The organism is Aquabacterium humicola, assembly GCF_030167915.1.
GTDB lineage: Bacteria > Pseudomonadota > Gammaproteobacteria > Burkholderiales > Burkholderiaceae_C > Pseudaquabacterium > Pseudaquabacterium humicola.
Map to the genome: position 1 here is coordinate 27909 of NZ_JARGNB010000001.1, position 14539 is coordinate 42447.

16 protein-coding genes are annotated in these 14539 nt (G+C 71.4%); 8 read left to right on the top strand and 8 right to left on the bottom strand.

Features of this window, described 5'->3' with window-relative positions; all coding sequences use genetic code 11:
- Positions 1–46: 46 nt before the first annotated feature.
- The 4 genes from P1K89_RS00120 to pcp are packed head-to-tail and all read left to right on the top strand — an operon-like array spanning position 47 to position 5870.
- A complete protein-coding gene (locus P1K89_RS00120; RefSeq protein WP_284614318.1) occupies positions 47–1030 on the top strand; it encodes a TRAP transporter substrate-binding protein in 984 nt (327 codons plus the stop codon).
- Positions 1027–4668 carry a hydantoinase B/oxoprolinase family protein gene (locus tag P1K89_RS00125; RefSeq protein ID WP_284614319.1) on the top strand — a complete coding sequence of 1214 codons (3642 nt, stop codon included), beginning with the start codon at positions 1027–1029 and terminating at the stop codon, positions 4666–4668. The genes P1K89_RS00120 and P1K89_RS00125 overlap by 4 nt, the downstream gene beginning before the upstream one ends.
- A gap of 2 nt (positions 4669–4670) precedes the next feature.
- Positions 4671–5210, top strand: coding sequence for a hypothetical protein (locus tag P1K89_RS00130; RefSeq protein ID WP_284614321.1), 540 nt, complete (start codon positions 4671–4673; stop codon positions 5208–5210).
- A 12-nt stretch (positions 5211–5222) separates the two neighbouring features.
- The gene (gene pcp, locus P1K89_RS00135) at positions 5223–5870 is read left to right on the top strand and encodes a pyroglutamyl-peptidase I (RefSeq protein WP_284614323.1); all 648 of its coding nucleotides are present in this window, start codon (positions 5223–5225) and stop codon (positions 5868–5870) included.
- Between the two features lie 28 nt (positions 5871–5898).
- Here the strand turns inward: pcp and P1K89_RS00140 are convergent, their stop codons facing one another.
- The gene (locus P1K89_RS00140) at positions 5899–6093 is read right to left on the bottom strand and encodes an anti-sigma factor family protein (protein WP_284614324.1); all 195 of its coding nucleotides are present in this window, start codon (positions 6091–6093) and stop codon (positions 5899–5901) included.
- An 82-nt stretch (positions 6094–6175) separates the two neighbouring features.
- On the bottom strand, positions 6176–6745 hold the full coding sequence (locus P1K89_RS00145) for a sigma-70 family RNA polymerase sigma factor (protein WP_284614325.1): 570 nt from the start codon (positions 6743–6745) through the stop codon (positions 6176–6178).
- 157 nt (positions 6746–6902) lie between these two features.
- Here P1K89_RS00145 and P1K89_RS00150 point away from each other — a divergent pair, with 157 nt between their 5' ends.
- The 4 genes from P1K89_RS00150 to P1K89_RS00165 are packed head-to-tail and all read left to right on the top strand — an operon-like array spanning position 6903 to position 9409.
- A complete protein-coding gene (locus tag P1K89_RS00150; RefSeq protein ID WP_284614326.1) occupies positions 6903–7178 on the top strand; it encodes a BufA1 family periplasmic bufferin-type metallophore in 276 nt (91 codons plus the stop codon).
- 37 nt (positions 7179–7215) lie between these two features.
- Positions 7216–8097 carry an MbnB/TglH/ChrH family RiPP precursor modification enzyme gene (locus P1K89_RS00155; protein WP_284614327.1) on the top strand — a complete coding sequence of 294 codons (882 nt, stop codon included), beginning with the start codon at positions 7216–7218 and terminating at the stop codon, positions 8095–8097.
- Positions 8094–8933, top strand: a complete 840-nt coding sequence (locus P1K89_RS00160; protein WP_284614328.1) for an HvfC/BufC family peptide modification chaperone — start codon at positions 8094–8096, stop codon at positions 8931–8933. The genes P1K89_RS00155 and P1K89_RS00160 overlap by 4 nt, the downstream gene beginning before the upstream one ends.
- A complete protein-coding gene (locus P1K89_RS00165; RefSeq protein WP_284614329.1) occupies positions 8930–9409 on the top strand; it encodes a DoxX family protein in 480 nt (159 codons plus the stop codon). The genes P1K89_RS00160 and P1K89_RS00165 overlap by 4 nt, the downstream gene beginning before the upstream one ends.
- A 9-nt stretch (positions 9410–9418) precedes the next feature.
- Here P1K89_RS00165 and P1K89_RS00170 read toward each other — a convergent pair whose 3' ends face one another.
- Genes P1K89_RS00170 through P1K89_RS00195 form a run of 6 tightly spaced genes read right to left on the bottom strand, consistent with a single transcriptional unit; the run spans position 9419 to position 14438 of the window.
- A complete protein-coding gene (locus P1K89_RS00170) occupies positions 9419–10741 on the bottom strand; it encodes a S8/S53 family peptidase (RefSeq protein WP_284614331.1) in 1323 nt (440 codons plus the stop codon).
- Between the two features lie 52 nt (positions 10742–10793).
- Positions 10794–11603, bottom strand: a complete 810-nt coding sequence (gene tolA, locus P1K89_RS00175; RefSeq protein WP_284614332.1) for a cell envelope integrity protein TolA — start codon at positions 11601–11603, stop codon at positions 10794–10796.
- 10 nt (positions 11604–11613) lie between these two features.
- Positions 11614–12039 carry a biopolymer transporter ExbD gene (locus tag P1K89_RS00180; RefSeq protein ID WP_284614333.1) on the bottom strand — a complete coding sequence of 142 codons (426 nt, stop codon included), beginning with the start codon at positions 12037–12039 and terminating at the stop codon, positions 11614–11616.
- A gap of 28 nt (positions 12040–12067) precedes the next feature.
- Positions 12068–12748, bottom strand: coding sequence for a protein TolQ (gene tolQ, locus P1K89_RS00185; protein WP_284614334.1), 681 nt, complete (start codon positions 12746–12748; stop codon positions 12068–12070).
- A gap of 34 nt (positions 12749–12782) precedes the next feature.
- Positions 12783–13202 carry a tol-pal system-associated acyl-CoA thioesterase gene (gene ybgC / locus P1K89_RS00190; protein WP_284614335.1) on the bottom strand — a complete coding sequence of 140 codons (420 nt, stop codon included), beginning with the start codon at positions 13200–13202 and terminating at the stop codon, positions 12783–12785.
- A 57-nt stretch (positions 13203–13259) separates the two neighbouring features.
- Positions 13260–14438, bottom strand: coding sequence for a serine/threonine-protein kinase (locus tag P1K89_RS00195; protein WP_284614336.1), 1179 nt, complete (start codon positions 14436–14438; stop codon positions 13260–13262).
- Positions 14439–14539: the final 101 nt, after the last annotated feature.

Genomic DNA, 14539 nt, shown 5'->3' on the forward strand with positions numbered 1-14539 from the left:
AGCGCGCCGTCCGTCCGTCGGGTTCTCGAAGCAAAGGAGACCGGCCATGATGCATCGCAGACAGTCGCTGGCCTGGTTGGCCGGCATCGGCCTCGGCGCCGCGGGTCCGGCGCAGGCCGGCGCGGTCTGGCGCCTGGCCACCGGCTACCGCGCCGATTCGCTGCATGGGCAGAACCTGCGCCAGTTCGCCGACGAGCTGACGCAGGCCAGCGGCGGCACGCTGCGGCTGGAACTGCATCCCGAAGGCCGGCTGCTGCCGCTGGCGCAGATGCTGCCCGGGCTCGTCGAGGGCAAGGCCGAGATGGGCGAGGCCATCATGACCGGCCTGGTCAAGGACCTGCCGCTGGCCGGTGCCGACAGCGTGCCCTTCATCGTGCGCAGCTACGACGACGCGCGCCGGCTCTGGCGCCACCAGCGCCCGCTGATCGAGGCGCAGCTCGCGAGCCGCGGCCTGCGCGTGCTGCTGGCCGTGCCATGGCCGCCGCAGGGCCTGTTCTCGCAGCGGCCGATCGCCGGCGCGGCCGACCTCGCGGGTCTGAGCATGCGCACCTACAACTCGACCACCGTGCGCATCGCCGAGCTGCTGAAGGCCAAGGCCGTCGACGTGCCGATGATCCAGGTCGGCCGGGCGCTCTCCGAAGGGCGCATCCACGCGATGATCACCTCGGCCGTCACCGGCGTCGAGAACCAGGTGTGGACCGGGCTGAAGTTCTACTATCCGATCAATGCCTGGTTCCCGAAGAACCTGCTGATGATGCGCAGCGACGTGCACGACCGGCTCGAGCCCGCGCAGCGGCATGCGCTGGCGCAGGCGGCGATCCATGCCGAGCAGCGCGGCTGGCGCCTGAGCGAGCAGGCGGCGCGCGAATCCGTCGACACCTTGCGCAGCAACGGCATGCGCGTCGAACCCGTCACGTCCGAGCTGGCGCAGGCGCTGCGCCGGCTCGGCGAGAAACTGTCGCTGGAATGGGTCCGCTCGGTCGGCCCGGAAGCGAACCAGATGTTCATCCAATACTTCACGACGACATGAACCAACCGACCACTCCCTCCCGCTGGCAGTTCTGGATCGACCGTGGCGGCACGTTCACCGACATCGTCGCGCGCCGGCCCGACGGCAGCCTGGCCACCGCCAAGCTGCTGAGCGAGAACCCCGAGCAGTACCGCGACGCCGCAGTCGAGGGCATCCGCCGGCTGCTGGGGCTTCAGAAGGGCGAGCCGATCACGCCGGCGCAGGTCGAGTGCGTGAAGATGGGCACCACGGTGGCGACGAACGCGCTGCTCGAGCGCAAGGGCGACCGCACGCTGCTGGTCACCTCGCGCGGCTTCCGCGACGCGCTGCGCATCGCCTACCAGGCGCGGCCGCGGCTCTTCGACCGCCACATCCTGCTGCCCGAGCTGCTGTACGAACGTGTCATCGAGGCCGACGAGCGGGTCGGCGCGCGCGGCGAGCTGGTGCAGCCGCTGGACGAGCCGGCGCTGAAGCGCGCGCTGCAGTCGGCCTACGCCGATGGCATCCGCGCCTGTGCAGTGGTCTTCATGCACGGCTACCGCTACACGGCGCACGAGCAGGCCGCGGCACGGCTGGCGCGCGAGATCGGCTTCACGCAGGTCAGCGCGTCGCACGAGGTCAGCCCGCTGATGAAGCTGGTATCGCGCGGCGACACGACGGTGGTCGACGCCTACCTGTCGCCGATCCTGCGCCGCTACGTCGAGCAGGTGGAAAGCCAGATGCCGGGCGTGCGCCTGTTCTTCATGCAGAGCTCGGGCGGCCTGACCGAAGCGCACCGCTTCCAGGGCAAGGACGCGATCCTGTCCGGCCCCGCCGGCGGCATCGTCGGCATGGTGCGCACCGCGCAGGCCGCCGGCCACGACAAGGTGATCGGCTTCGACATGGGCGGCACCTCGACCGACGTCTCGCACTTCGCCGGCGCCTTCGAGCGCGCCTTCGAGACCCAGGTGGCCGGCGTGCGCATGCGCGCGCCGATGATGAGCATCCACACCGTCGCCGCCGGCGGCGGCTCCATCATCAGCTTCGACGGCGCGCGGCTGCGTGTCGGCCCCGAGTCGGCCGGTGCGAACCCGGGGCCGGCCTGCTACCGCCGCGGCGGCCCGCTGGCGGTGACCGATGCGAACGTGATGCTCGGCAAGATCCAGCCGGCGCACTTTCCGCGCGTCTTCGGCCCCGCGGCCGACCAGCCGCTGGACCGCGACGCGGTGGTCGCCAGGTTCACCGAGCTCGCGCAGCGCATGACCGCCGCCACCGGCAAGGCGACGACGCCTGAAGGCGTGGCCGCCGGCGCGCTGCAGATCGCGGTCGCCAGCATGGCCAACGCGATCAAGCGCATCTCGGTCGCCCGCGGCTACGACGTCACCGGCTATACGCTGCAATGCTTCGGCGGCGCGGGTGGCCAGCACGCCTGCCTGGTGGCCGACGCGCTGGGCATGCAGCGCGTGCTGGTGCATCCGCTGGCCGGCGTGCTGTCGGCCTACGGCATGGGCCTGGCCGACCAGATCGCGATGCGCGAGGCGTCGCTGGAGCAGCCGCTCGATGCCGGCGGCCTGCAGCTGGCGCGCGACAAGCTGGCCGAGCTCGGCGCATCGGCCGGTGCCGAGGTCGCCGCGCAGGGTGTGGCCGCCGACCGCATCACGCGCCGCGAGCGCCTGCACCTGCGCTACGAGGGCACCGACACCGCGCTGGAAGTCGCGTATGCCGATGCACGCGCCGCGCAGGCCGAGTTCGAGGCCGCCTACCGCCAGCGCTTCGCGTTCCTGATGCCGGACCGGCGCCTGATCATCGAGGCGGTGTCGGTCGAGGCGATCGGCGCCGGCGAGGGCCTGGCCGAAGCCGCGCCGGTCGCGTTCAGCGTGTCGCAGCGACCGGCGGCGCTGGCGCAGGTGAAGATGTTCGCCGCGGCCGACGACGGCAGCGGCGACGCGTGGCGCGAGGCCGGCCTCTTCGTGCGCGAGGAACTGCCCGCCGGCGCGCTGATCGACGGCCCGGCGGTGATCGCCGAGCGCAATGCGACGACGGTGGTCGAGCCCGGCTGGCAGGCGCGCCTGGGCGACGACGGCTTGCTGACGCTGGAGCGCATCCGGGCGCGTCTCACCGCGCATGCCATCGGCACCGAGGCCGATCCGGTGATGCTGGAGGTGTTCAACAACCTGTTCATGAACATCGCCGAGCAGATGGGTCTGCGCCTGCAGAACACCGCGCACTCGGTGAACATCAAGGAGCGCCTGGACTTCTCGTGCGCGCTGTTCGATGCCGACGGCCAGCTGATCGCCAACGCGCCGCACATGCCGGTGCATCTCGGCTCGATGAGCGAGTCGATCAAGACAGTCATCCAGCGCAACCCGGCGATGCACCAGGGCGACGTGTACGTGCTGAACGATCCTTACCACGGCGGCACGCATCTGCCGGACGTGACGGTCGTGACGCCGGTGTACCTCGAGACCGGCGACAAGCAGCCCAGCTTCTACGTCGCCAGCCGCGGCCACCATGCCGACATCGGCGGCATCACGCCGGGCTCGGTGCCGCCGTTCTCGCGCACGATCGAGGAGGAGGGCGTGCTGTTCGACAACTTCCTGCTGGTGCGCGACGGGCATCTGCGCCACGACGAATTGCGCGCCCAGCTGGCCAGCGGGCACTGGCCGGCCCGCAACCCCGACCAGACCATCGCCGACCTGCGCGCGCAGATCGCTGCCAACGAGAAAGGCGTGCAGGAGCTGCGGGCGATGGTCGCGCAGTTCGGCCGCGAGACGGTGGCCGCCTACATGCGCCACGTGCAGGACAACGCCGAAGAGTCGGTGCGCCGCGTGATCACCGCGCTGAAGGACGGTTCGTTCGAGCTGCCGCTGGACAACGGTGCGCAGATCGTCGTGCGCGTCGCGGTGGATGCCAAGCAGCGCGCCGCGACCATCGACTTCACCGGCACCAGCGAGCAACTGCCGAACAACTTCAATGCGCCGAAGGCGGTGACCATGGCCGCGGTGCTGTACGTCTTCCGCACGCTGGTCGACGACGACATCCCGCTCAACGCCGGCTGCCTGAAGCCGCTGCACGTCATCGTGCCGGAGGGCTGCATGCTGAACCCGCGCGCGCCGGCGGCGGTGGTGGCCGGCAACGTCGAGACCTCGTCCTGCGTGACGAACGCGCTCTACGGCGCGCTCGGCGTGATGGCCGCCAGCCAGTGCACGATGAACAACTTCACCTTCGGCGACGACGAGCACCAGTACTACGAGACGATTTCCGGCGGCTCCGGCGCCGGCCCGGGCTTCGACGGCACGGCGGTGGTGCAGACGCACATGACCAACTCGCGCCTGACCGACCCCGAGGTGCTGGAATTCCGCTATCCCGTGCGCCTGGAGAGCTACGAGATCCGCCGCGGCTCCGGCGGCGCCGGGCGCTGGCGCGGCGGCGACGGCGGTGTGCGCCGCATCCGCTTCCTGCAGCCGATGACCGCGTCGATCCTGTCGAACGGCCGCAGCCGCGGCGCCTTCGGCCTCGACGGCGGCTCGCCCGGCGCGCCGGGCGTCAACCGCATCGAGCGGGCCGACGGCCGGCGCGAGCAGCTCGGCCACATCGGCTCGGTGCAGATGGCCGCCGGCGACGTGTTCGTCATCGAGACCCCCGGCGGCGGCGGCTTCGGCCCGGCGCATCAGGCCTGATCATGCCGACGCCGGCCGAGTGCATATCGGGTTATGTGCACGGCAAGGACCACAACCGGCCGCACCGGCTGGACGAGGCCTTCGCCGCCGATGCCCGGCTGACGATGCAGGTGCAGCCCGGCGCGGCGATCAACTTTCCGCCGCTGACCGCCGGTCGCGCGGCGATCGCCGAGCTGCTGGTGTCGAGCTTCAGCCAGCGCTACGAGAACGTCTACACGTTCTGCATCGGCAAGCCGCCGCCCGACGATGCGTCGGCCTGGTCGTGCGACTGGCTGGTCGTGATGTCGGAGAAGGGCGCGGGCATCGTGCGCATCGGCTGCGGCCGCTACGACTGGCGCTTCGATGCGCGTTCGGGCCTGGCGAGCGCGCTGGACATCGCCATCGAGCAGATGCGCCTGCTGCCGCCGGAAACCCTGCCCGCGCTGGCGGGCTGGGCCGCCCGACTGCCCTATCCTTGGTGCCCTGCCGACCGGCTGGCGCCCGGCGCGCCGGACCTGCCGGCGCTGCAGCCGGTGCTGGACCGGCTCGCTGCCATCCGATAGCCCGAGATACCGATGAGCGACACCCTCCTGATCACCGGCTTCGAGCCCTTCGCGGGCGACGTGCTGAACCCGTCGTGGGAAGTTGCGCGCGCGCTCGACGGCCGCCGCATCGCCGGCCGGCGCATCGTCGCGCGCAAGCTGCCCTGCGCCTTCCGCACCGCGCTGCCGCTGCTGGCCGATGCGATCGACGGGCTGAAGCCCAAGGGCGTGATCGCGCTCGGCCTGGCCGGCAGCCGCCCGGCGGTGTCGGTCGAGCGCGTGGCGATCAACCTCGTCGACGCGCGCATCGCCGACAACCTGGGCGCGCAGCCGATCGACGAGCCGGTGCTTGCCGATGCCCCGGCCGCCTACTTCTCGACCTTGCCGATCAAGGCCATCGCCGCCGGCCTGCGCGAGGCCAACCTGCCGGTCGAGATCTCGCAGACGGCCGGCACCTTCGTCTGCAACCAGGTCTTCTTCGGCCTGATGCACCACCTGAAAAACCTGCCCGGAGTGCGCGGCGGCTTCATCCACCTGCCACCGCTGCCCGAGCAGGCCGCCCGCCATCCGGGTACGCGCCCGCTGGCGCTGGCGCAGCAGGTGCAGGCGATCGAGCTGGCCGCGGCGATCATGCTGACGCGCAGCGCCGACCTGCGGGTGACGGCCGGCGCGATCGACTGACCGGCATGCGGCGCGCCGGCCGGCGCGATCAGTCGCCGTCGCGGTAGCTGCGCCAGCGGTCGATCGCCATGCGCATCGTGCGCGCCTGGTCGCGAAAGCGCGAGCAGGCGGCGCAGGCGCGCCAGTGGATCTGCAGCGAGAGCTTCTCCAGGCCGTTCAGCGTCCGCTCCTCCGATTCGAGGACCAGTCGCGTCACTTCCTTGCAGGTTCGGCGCAGTTTCATGTCAGTGCCGCCCGGCCGCCCGAAGGCCCTGACGGCCCCCTCGGGGGGCAGCGAACGAAGTGAGCGTGGGGGTCATGTTGCTTCAGCTCTTTGCGGGCCGGGCGCGCTCGTCGAACCAGCGCTGTTGCAGGCAGTCCCGCAGCCGCAAGCGGGCGCGGTGCAGCAGGACCCACAGGTTCGTCGCCGTGATCTGCAGTTCCTTACAGATCTCGTCGCTGTCCAGCTCCAGCCACTCGCGCATCATGAAGACGCGGCCCTGCGTCGGCGGCAGCTGCTCGATGCAGATCTCCATCACCTGCAGGAACTGGTGCTGGCCGCATTGCTGTTCCGGGTTGCCCCAGTCGGCGGGCTTGTCGCGCCAGTGGCCGGTCTCGTCGAAGAGCGCTTCGTCGAGGTCTTCGCCGTCATCGGTGCTGAGGATCGTCGCCTCCCGCGTGTGGCGCCGCAGCTGGTCGACCACCTTGTGCTTGAGCACGCCGATCAGCCAGGTCTTCAGCTGCGACTGGCCGGCAAAGGCCTGCGGCTTCTCCAGCGCCGCCAGCAGGGTCTCGGACACCGCATCCTCGGCCCAGGCATCGTTGCGCAGCTGCGTGCGCGCAAAGCGCATCAGCTGCGGCCGCAGGGTCTCGACCTGGCGCGCGAAATCGGTCACGGCGGGTTCAGTGGGATTGAAACGGAGGGCAGTGTAAGGAATCCTCGGGGGCAGGCGACGGACTCTGCGTCGCCCGCTGCATCGTGCAGCCGAGGCGATCGAATGTCAGCCTGATCGCGTGTTGTCGTCCCCTCCCTCATCACTCAAGGAGTTCCTCATGAACCAACGTCTGATTCTCTCGTCCGCGCTCGCCTCCGCCCTCGCGCTGGGCCTCGTCGGCCAGGTCGCCGCGCAGGCGAAGGAAAAGGAAAAATGCTACGGCATCGCCAAGGCCGGCCAGAACGACTGCGCCAACCTGTCGGGCTCGCATTCGTGCGCCGGCCAGTCCAAGGCCGACATGTCCGCCGACGAATGGAAGTACGTCGCCAAGGGCACCTGCAAGGACATGAAGGGCCTCACCGAAGCCGAAGCCAAGGCCGCGGCGAAGAAGTAAGCCGCTCGGCGCCGTCCTGCAACCGATGTCTTCTCCGATGAGCACCCCGAGCCCGATCGCCGGCATCGGCTGGCGCCAGCCGCACTATGCCGAGCTGATGCGGCGCCGGCCGGCGCTGGCCTTCGTCGAGGTGCACTCGGAGAACTTCTTCGGCGACGGCGGCGCCGCGCTGGCGGTGCTGGACGAAGGCCGGGCGGCCTATCCGGTGAGCCTGCACGGCGTCGGCCTGTCGCTGGGATCGGCGGCCGGGCTCGATCCGTGGCACCTGGACCGGCTGGCGCGGCTGGTCAAGCGCATCGATCCGGTGCGCGTCAGCGACCACGCCAGCTTCGCCCGCGCACCGCGCGCGCCCGGCCAGCCGGTGCTGCATGCCAACGACCTGCTGCCCGCGGCCTTCACGCCGGCCTCGCTGGCGATCATGGCGGCCAACGTGCAGCGCGTGCAGGACCGGCTGCAGCGGCCGATCCTGGTCGAGAACCTCAGCGCCTACCTGCGCTGGGCCGACGACAGCCTCGCCGAGGCCGATTTCTTCAACCGTCTGGCGCGCCGCACCGGCTGCGGCCTGCTGCTGGACGTCAACAACCTGGTGGTCAACGCGCTCAACGCCGGCACCGACCCGTTGCGCACGACCTCCGAGGTCATCGATGCGCTCGACGCCGGCATCGTCGGCGAGATCCACCTCGCCGGCCATGCCGAGCTCGGCGACATCGTCATCGACGACCACGGCAGCCGGGTCGACGCGGTCACCTGGGCCGCCTATCGCCACGCGATCGCGCGTTTCGGCGCCGTGCCGACGCTGATCGAGTGGGACACCGACCTGCCGGCGCTGGACGTGCTGCTGGACGAAGCGGCGACGGCGGAACGATGCGCGGCCGCGGCCCTGCAGCGCCGCGAGCAGGCGGAGCTGGTGCCGGCATGAAGTGCAGCGACGATTCCGCCTGCGCCGACGCGTTGGGGCACGAGGCGCTGCGCCAGCAGCTGCTGTTGCGGGCGCTGTGGCGCGAGGCGCCGGAGGCGGCGCTGGGCGGCTGGCTGCGCGATACGCCCACGCGCCAGCAGCGTGCACTGGCGGCCTACCGGGTGAACGGCGAAGCCCTGGCCGCGCGCGCGCTGGCCGCCGCCTTCCCGACGGTCGAGCAGCTCGTCGGCAGCGAGGCCTTCGCCGGCCTGGCCGCCGCGCACTGGCGCGTGCAGCCGCCCACTTCAGGCGATATGGCGACCTACGGCGCGTCGCTGGCCGCGTTCATCGATCGCGATGCGCAGCTCGCCGACCTGCCTTACCTCGGTGATGTCGCCCGGCTGGACTGGGCGGTGCACCGCATCGAATCCGCCGCCGACGTGCACCAGCCGCCGGAAGGCCTGGAGCGCCTGGGCACAGACGACCCCGTCGAGCTGGCGATGCTGCTGCGGCCGGGCATCGTGCTGCTGGGCTCGCGCTGGCCGGTGGCGACGATCTGGCATGCGCATCGCCAGGCCGACGCCGACCGCTTCGCGCCGGTGCGCGAGGCGCTGGCCACCGGCACCGGCGAGCAGGTCCTGGTCTGGCGTGAAGGCTGGCGGCCGCGCGTGCTGGCGCTGGCCGAGGCCGACGCCCGCTTCACCGCGGCGCTGCTCGCGGCCCGGCCCCTCGGGGCCGCGCTGGACGCGGCCGGCGCCGGTTTCGATTTTGAACCCTGGTTGCTGCAGGCCCTGCAGCACGGCTGGCTGGCGGCGCTGCTGCCGTGCCCGCACCACTCCGGAGACGACGAACGATGAATCCGAGCTCGACACTGCGCGCGCTGGCCGCACCGGCCCAGCGCATCACCCAGGTGCTCGAAGCGCTGCAGCCGCTGGCGCTGCTGGCCGCGCGGCTCTACGTCGCCAAGGTGTTCTTCTATTCGGGGCTGACCAAGCTGCGCGACTGGGATACCACGCTGGCGTTGTTCATGGACGAGTACCACGTGCCGCTGCTGCCGCCGATGCTCGCCGCGCTGCTCGGCACGGCCGCTGAAGTTCTGCTGCCGGTGCTGCTGGCCGTGGGTCTGGCGACGCGTTTCGGGGCCTTCGGGCTGTTCTTCGTCAACGCCGTCGCGGTGATCGCGCTGCCGGAGATCACCGACGCCGCGCTGCAGCAGCACCTGTTCTGGGGCAGCCTGCTGGTCGGGCTGGTGCTGTGGGGGCCGGGGCGGTGGTCAGCCGACCATTGGCTGGTGCAGCGGTGGTGCGGCGGGGCCGCTGCGGCCCCGCGTTAGCCCGGGGCTTCACGCCTGCGCGTCGGGCGTCGCGGCCGCGGCGGGCAACGGCGCCGCGAGCAGGGCGGCCACGTCCAGCACGCCGTCCCCGAAGCTGCCGGGCTGCCAGCCGGGCGGCACCCGGACCGTCTGGCGCGCGAGCGCCTTGAAGGCCTCGATGCGCTGCCACGGCAGCGGGTACTGCGTGGCGAGCGCGGCATCGCCGTGCCGCGCCAGCCACAGCGCCGCGGCGCCGGCGGTCATCGCCGTGGCATACGAGGTGCCGTCGCCGCCGCCGCTGTAGACCATCGAGCCGTCGGGTCTCGATTCGGCGCGGCGGATGCCTTCGGCCGGGCCGCTCCACTCGACCTCGGGGCCGTGGCTGCTGCCGGACCAGGGTTTCAGCTGCCCGTCCAGGCGCGTGACGCCGCCGATGGCCAGCGTGCGGTTCAGGCGCGCCGGTGCGACGACGTCCTGCACGACGTTGCCGGCCGCGCAGACGACGATCACGCCGCGCTCGTAGGCCTTGTCCAGCGCGCGGCGCAGGCGCCGGCGGATCGCCGACAGGAAGATGCCCATGCTGAGGCTGATCACCGCGACGCCGGCGCGGTCGATCAGGTGGTCGACCGCCTGCGCGAACTGCTCCTGCGCGTGGTTGATCCACACGTGGTTGGCGATGCGCACCGGCACCAGCGGCACCTTCGGCGCGACGCCGAAGTAGGCGCCGCCGGCCGCGTTCGGCGCGAAGCCGCAGATCGTCGCCGCGGTGCGCGTGCCGTGCCCGTCCATCGAGAAGGCCAGCGGATCGACGCCGCCGCCGGGACCGGGATCGTCCAGCTCGGCGTGGGCGGCGAAGAAGGTCTGGGCTTGGGCCGTGTCCAGCCAGGCGTTGGTGCCGCCGCCGCCGGTCGTGAAGCCGAAGGCCGGGTGGCGGGTGTAGCCGGTGTCGATGTGGCCGACGCGCACGCCGCCCCAGGCGATCGCGCCGGCCCCGCCGAGCATCGCCCACGCGGCCGGCGCGTTGATCGCATCCAGGTGCCAGTCCACGCCGGCCACCGGCGCCGGCGTCGGCCGCGCGGGCAGCGCGGGCCGGTCGCGCAGGCGCAGCAACGCGATCGCGCCGCTGTCGTCGACGGCCTGCGCGGCGACCGCTCCGGCGGCGGCGAGGATGGCGGGGACGTGGGCGCCGCCGTACTCGATCGCCAGCGCGTCGAGCGTGCTGCCGGGGACCAGCAGGCGCCGCGCGGTGATCGGCTGCAGGCCCAGGCTGAAGGCCGGCAGGTAGGTGGCGAGCACCGTGCTCGCGTGGGCGATGCCGCGGGCATCGAGCTCGAGGACCTGGTGTTGCCGCATCGTGGGCCTTTCAGCGCGCCGCGCACCTGGCGGCGGCACTGCACAGTGTTCGCTATTCCTGGCGCGCGAACTTCAGCAACATGGGGGACGGCACGCGGCCGTCGGTGTCGCGCGGGAAGACCTCGGTGCGGTCGATCGCGCGCAGCACGGTCTCGTCCCACTGCGGGTTGCCGCTGGGCGTGACGATGCGGCGACCGACGATGCGGCCGTCGGGCGCGCAGCGCACCTCGACCTCGGCGATCGGATTGCCGAGGATCTCGGCCGTCAGCACGATGTTCGGCTTCACGCGGGCCTTGATGCGGCCGCCGTATTCCTTCGACGGCGACGCGTCGCGCTGGCCGCTGCCGGTGGCGGTCGGTGCGCCGGTGCCGGTGGCGCCGGCCAGCTCGCGCATGCGCGCCAGCTGCTCCTCGCGCAGCTTGGCCGTCAGCTCGGCGCGCTTCTTCTCTTCCTTCAGCTTGTCCTGCTTGAGCTTCTCTTCCTTCGCCTTCTCTTCCTTCTGCTTCTCCTCGAGCTCCTGCTGGCGTTTCTTCCTTTCCCGTTCGGCCTTCTCGATGGCGATCTGCGCGTCGATGCGCTGCTGCTCGATGCGCGGATCGGGCTGCGGCTTCTCGACCGGCTTGCGCACCGGCTCGGGCTCCGGCGGCGGCGCCACCGGCTTCGGCGCGGCGATCTCGGGCACCGCGGCCCACAGCTCGGCCGCGACGATGGTCTCGCTGGGGCTGCTGCGCCAGTGCACGCCGAAGGCCAGCATCGCGATCAGCGCCGCATGCGCGATCACCGCGGCGACCGCGCCGACGCCGAAGCCGCCGGGGTTCTCCGGCTTCCAGATGTCGCGCGGGCCGATGACCGCCGAAGTCACGCCCGGGTCCTCAGTTGCTTTGCTTCACTGCCAAGCCGACACGGGCGATCTGGTTCGTCTGCAGAATCCCCATTGCCTTGACGACGAGGTCGTACTTGACGTTCTTGTCGGCCGAAATCACGACCGGCACCTGAGGGTTGCCACCCTGCAGCTGTTTCACCTTGGTGCCCAGCTGCGCCATGGATGTCGCCGTGGCGTCGCCGCCGTCGACGCGCAGCCGCACGCGTTCATCGGTGCCGATGATGACCTCGATCACCTTGTCCGGCTTCTGCGCCGCCTTGCCGACCGATGGCAGCTCGACGAGGCCGGTGGTGATCAGCGGCGCCGAGACCATGAAGATGATCAGCAGCACCAGCATCACGTCGATGAAGGGCACCATGTTGATCTCGCTGACCGCGCGGCGGCGGTGCGAGCCCCGGGAGGCGACGGCGGGCATCGGTGACGTTCCTTTTCCGCGTCAGCGCTCAGTGCGGCACCGGCGCACCGGCGTTGCGCTGCAGGATGTTCGAGAACTCTTCCATGAAGGTCTCGAGCTGGATCGCGATGCGGTCGATGTCGCGCGCGATGCGGTTGTAGGCCACGACCGCCGGGATGGCGGCGAAGAGGCCGATCGCGGTAGCCACCAGCGCCTCGGCGATGCCGGGCGCGACGGTGGCCAGCGTCACCTGCTGCACGTTCGACAGCCCGACGAAGGCATGCATGATCCCCCACACGGTGCCGAAGAGGCCGACGTAGGGGCTGACCGAGCCGACCGACGCCAGGAAGCCGACGCTGCCTTCCATCATGTCGAGCTCGCGCTGCAGGCTCGCGCGCATCGCGCGGCGCGCGCCGTCGAGCTGCGACTGCGCCTCTAGCCGGCGTTCTCGCAGCTTCAGGAACTCCCGCATGCCGGAGGCGAACAGGCGCTCCATCGGCGCCGTCTGCGCCTTGGTCCCGGCGGCGTTGTAGAGGTCGTTCAGGTTCTTGCCGGACCAGAACTCGCGCTCGAAGTCCTCGTTGCTGCCGCGCAGCCGGCGCAGCCCGAAGACCTTCGAGAAGATCACCGTCCAGCTGGCCAGCGAGGTCAGCATCAGCCCGGCGATCACCAGTTGCACCACCAGGCTGGCCTGCAGCACGAGGTTGACGATCGAGAGGTCCTGGTTCATGGCAGTGTGCGTCCGCGAGGGCGGCCGCGGGGTGTCATTCGAAGAGGGCGGTGATCGCGGAGGGAATGCGGCAGGGCCGGAAGGTTCCCGCATCCACGCAACCGATGCGGATCTCGCCTTCGCACAGCAGCGTGTCGCCGCGCCAGGCCTGCTGCGACAGCAGCATCGAGGCCGGGCGGAACTGGTCGACGACCACGGTGATCGCGAGCGCATCGTCCAGCCGCGCCGGCAGCTTGTAGCGCAGCGCCGTGTCGGTGACGACGAAGATCGCGCCGGTGCTTTCGCGCAGGTCCTGCTGGCCGATGCCCAGCGAGCGCAGCCATTCGGTGCGCGCGCGTTCGAAGAACTTCAGGTAGTTGGCATAGAACACCACGCCGCCGGCGTCGGTGTCTTCCCAGTACACGCGCACGCTGTGGCGGAAAGGCTCTTGGATCGTGGGCAGGCGGGCGGACATCGGCCCGGGCGATGATAGCCGAGCGCCTTCCGGCGCTCCGGTGCCGTCAGGTGCGGTTCAGGGCGCGGCGCCGGGCCACAGCCACGCGGCCGTGGCGGCCAGCACGAGCAGGCCGGTGATCGCTGCCAGCGCGACGGTGCGGCGACGCCGCGCGGCGCGTTTGGCGGCGGACCTGGCGGCGTCCTGCTGTGCGCCGGCATCCGCCGCCGCATGCGCGGCCGCGACGGCCTGGGCCTGCGCGGCGGCCTGGGCCTGCCAGCGCCGGATCGCCATCGACATCTCGCGGGCCGACGGGTAGCGCTGCGCCGGATCGAGCGCCATCGCGCGGCTGGCGATCTGCGACAGCTCCGCCGGCAGTCCCGGCACCAGCGCGTGCGCGGGCACCGGGTTGCCGTCGAGCACCGCCTGCGTGATGGTCGTCAGCGAGGTGCCGCTGAAGGCCTTGCGGCCGGTCAGCAGCTCGTAGAGCACGACGCCCAGCGAATAGACATCCGAACGTTCGTCGACCGGGCCGCCGCGGATCTGCTCGGGCGCCAGGTAGTGCGGCGTGCCGGTGATCAGGCCCTCGAGCATCGGCGCGCCGGGCTGGTGCGCGACGCGGGCGATGCCGAAGTCCAGCACCTTGGGCTTGCGCTGGTCGACCATGAAGATGTTGGCCGGCTTGATGTCGCAGTGGATCACGCCCTTGGCGTGCGCGTAGGTCAGCGCATCGGCGACGCGGCGCACGATCTTCGCGGAGCGCACGAAGTCGGGCCGCCAGCCTTCGGCGAGCAGCTCGCGCAGGTCGCGGCCCGGCAGCTGCTCCATCGCGATGTAGACGCCGCGCTCGGACAGGCCGGCGTCGAAGACGGTGACGATGTTCGGGTGCGACAGGCCGGCGACGGCGCGGGCCTCGTTGAGGATCATCGCGTTCAGCGTCTCGCGCACGGTGCCGACGGCGCCGAGCTCGAGCGTCTTGATCGCCAGGTTGCGCGACAGGATCGGGTCCCACGCGGTGTAGACGCGTGACAGGCCGCCTTCGCCCAGGCGCTGTTTCAGCGCGTAGCGGCCGACGTGGCCGATGGTCGGTTCGGCGTGGTTCGGCTCGGGCAGCAGGTCCAGCGGCACCGGCGCCGAATCGTCGGCGAAGGTCGCGGCAGGCCATTCGTCCGGCGGCAGCGACGGCGGGTTGGGGTCGATCTGCGTCGGCGCAAAGGCCGGCATGTCGCTGCGGGCGGAGGGTCGATTGGACTTCACCCCGGCAGCTTACGGGCCCGCGCGGGCCGCCCATGATTCCAAATGCGTGGGGTAGTGCCGGTTGTTTACCGCTCGTCACCCATCCCGCCACGCGGAACGGG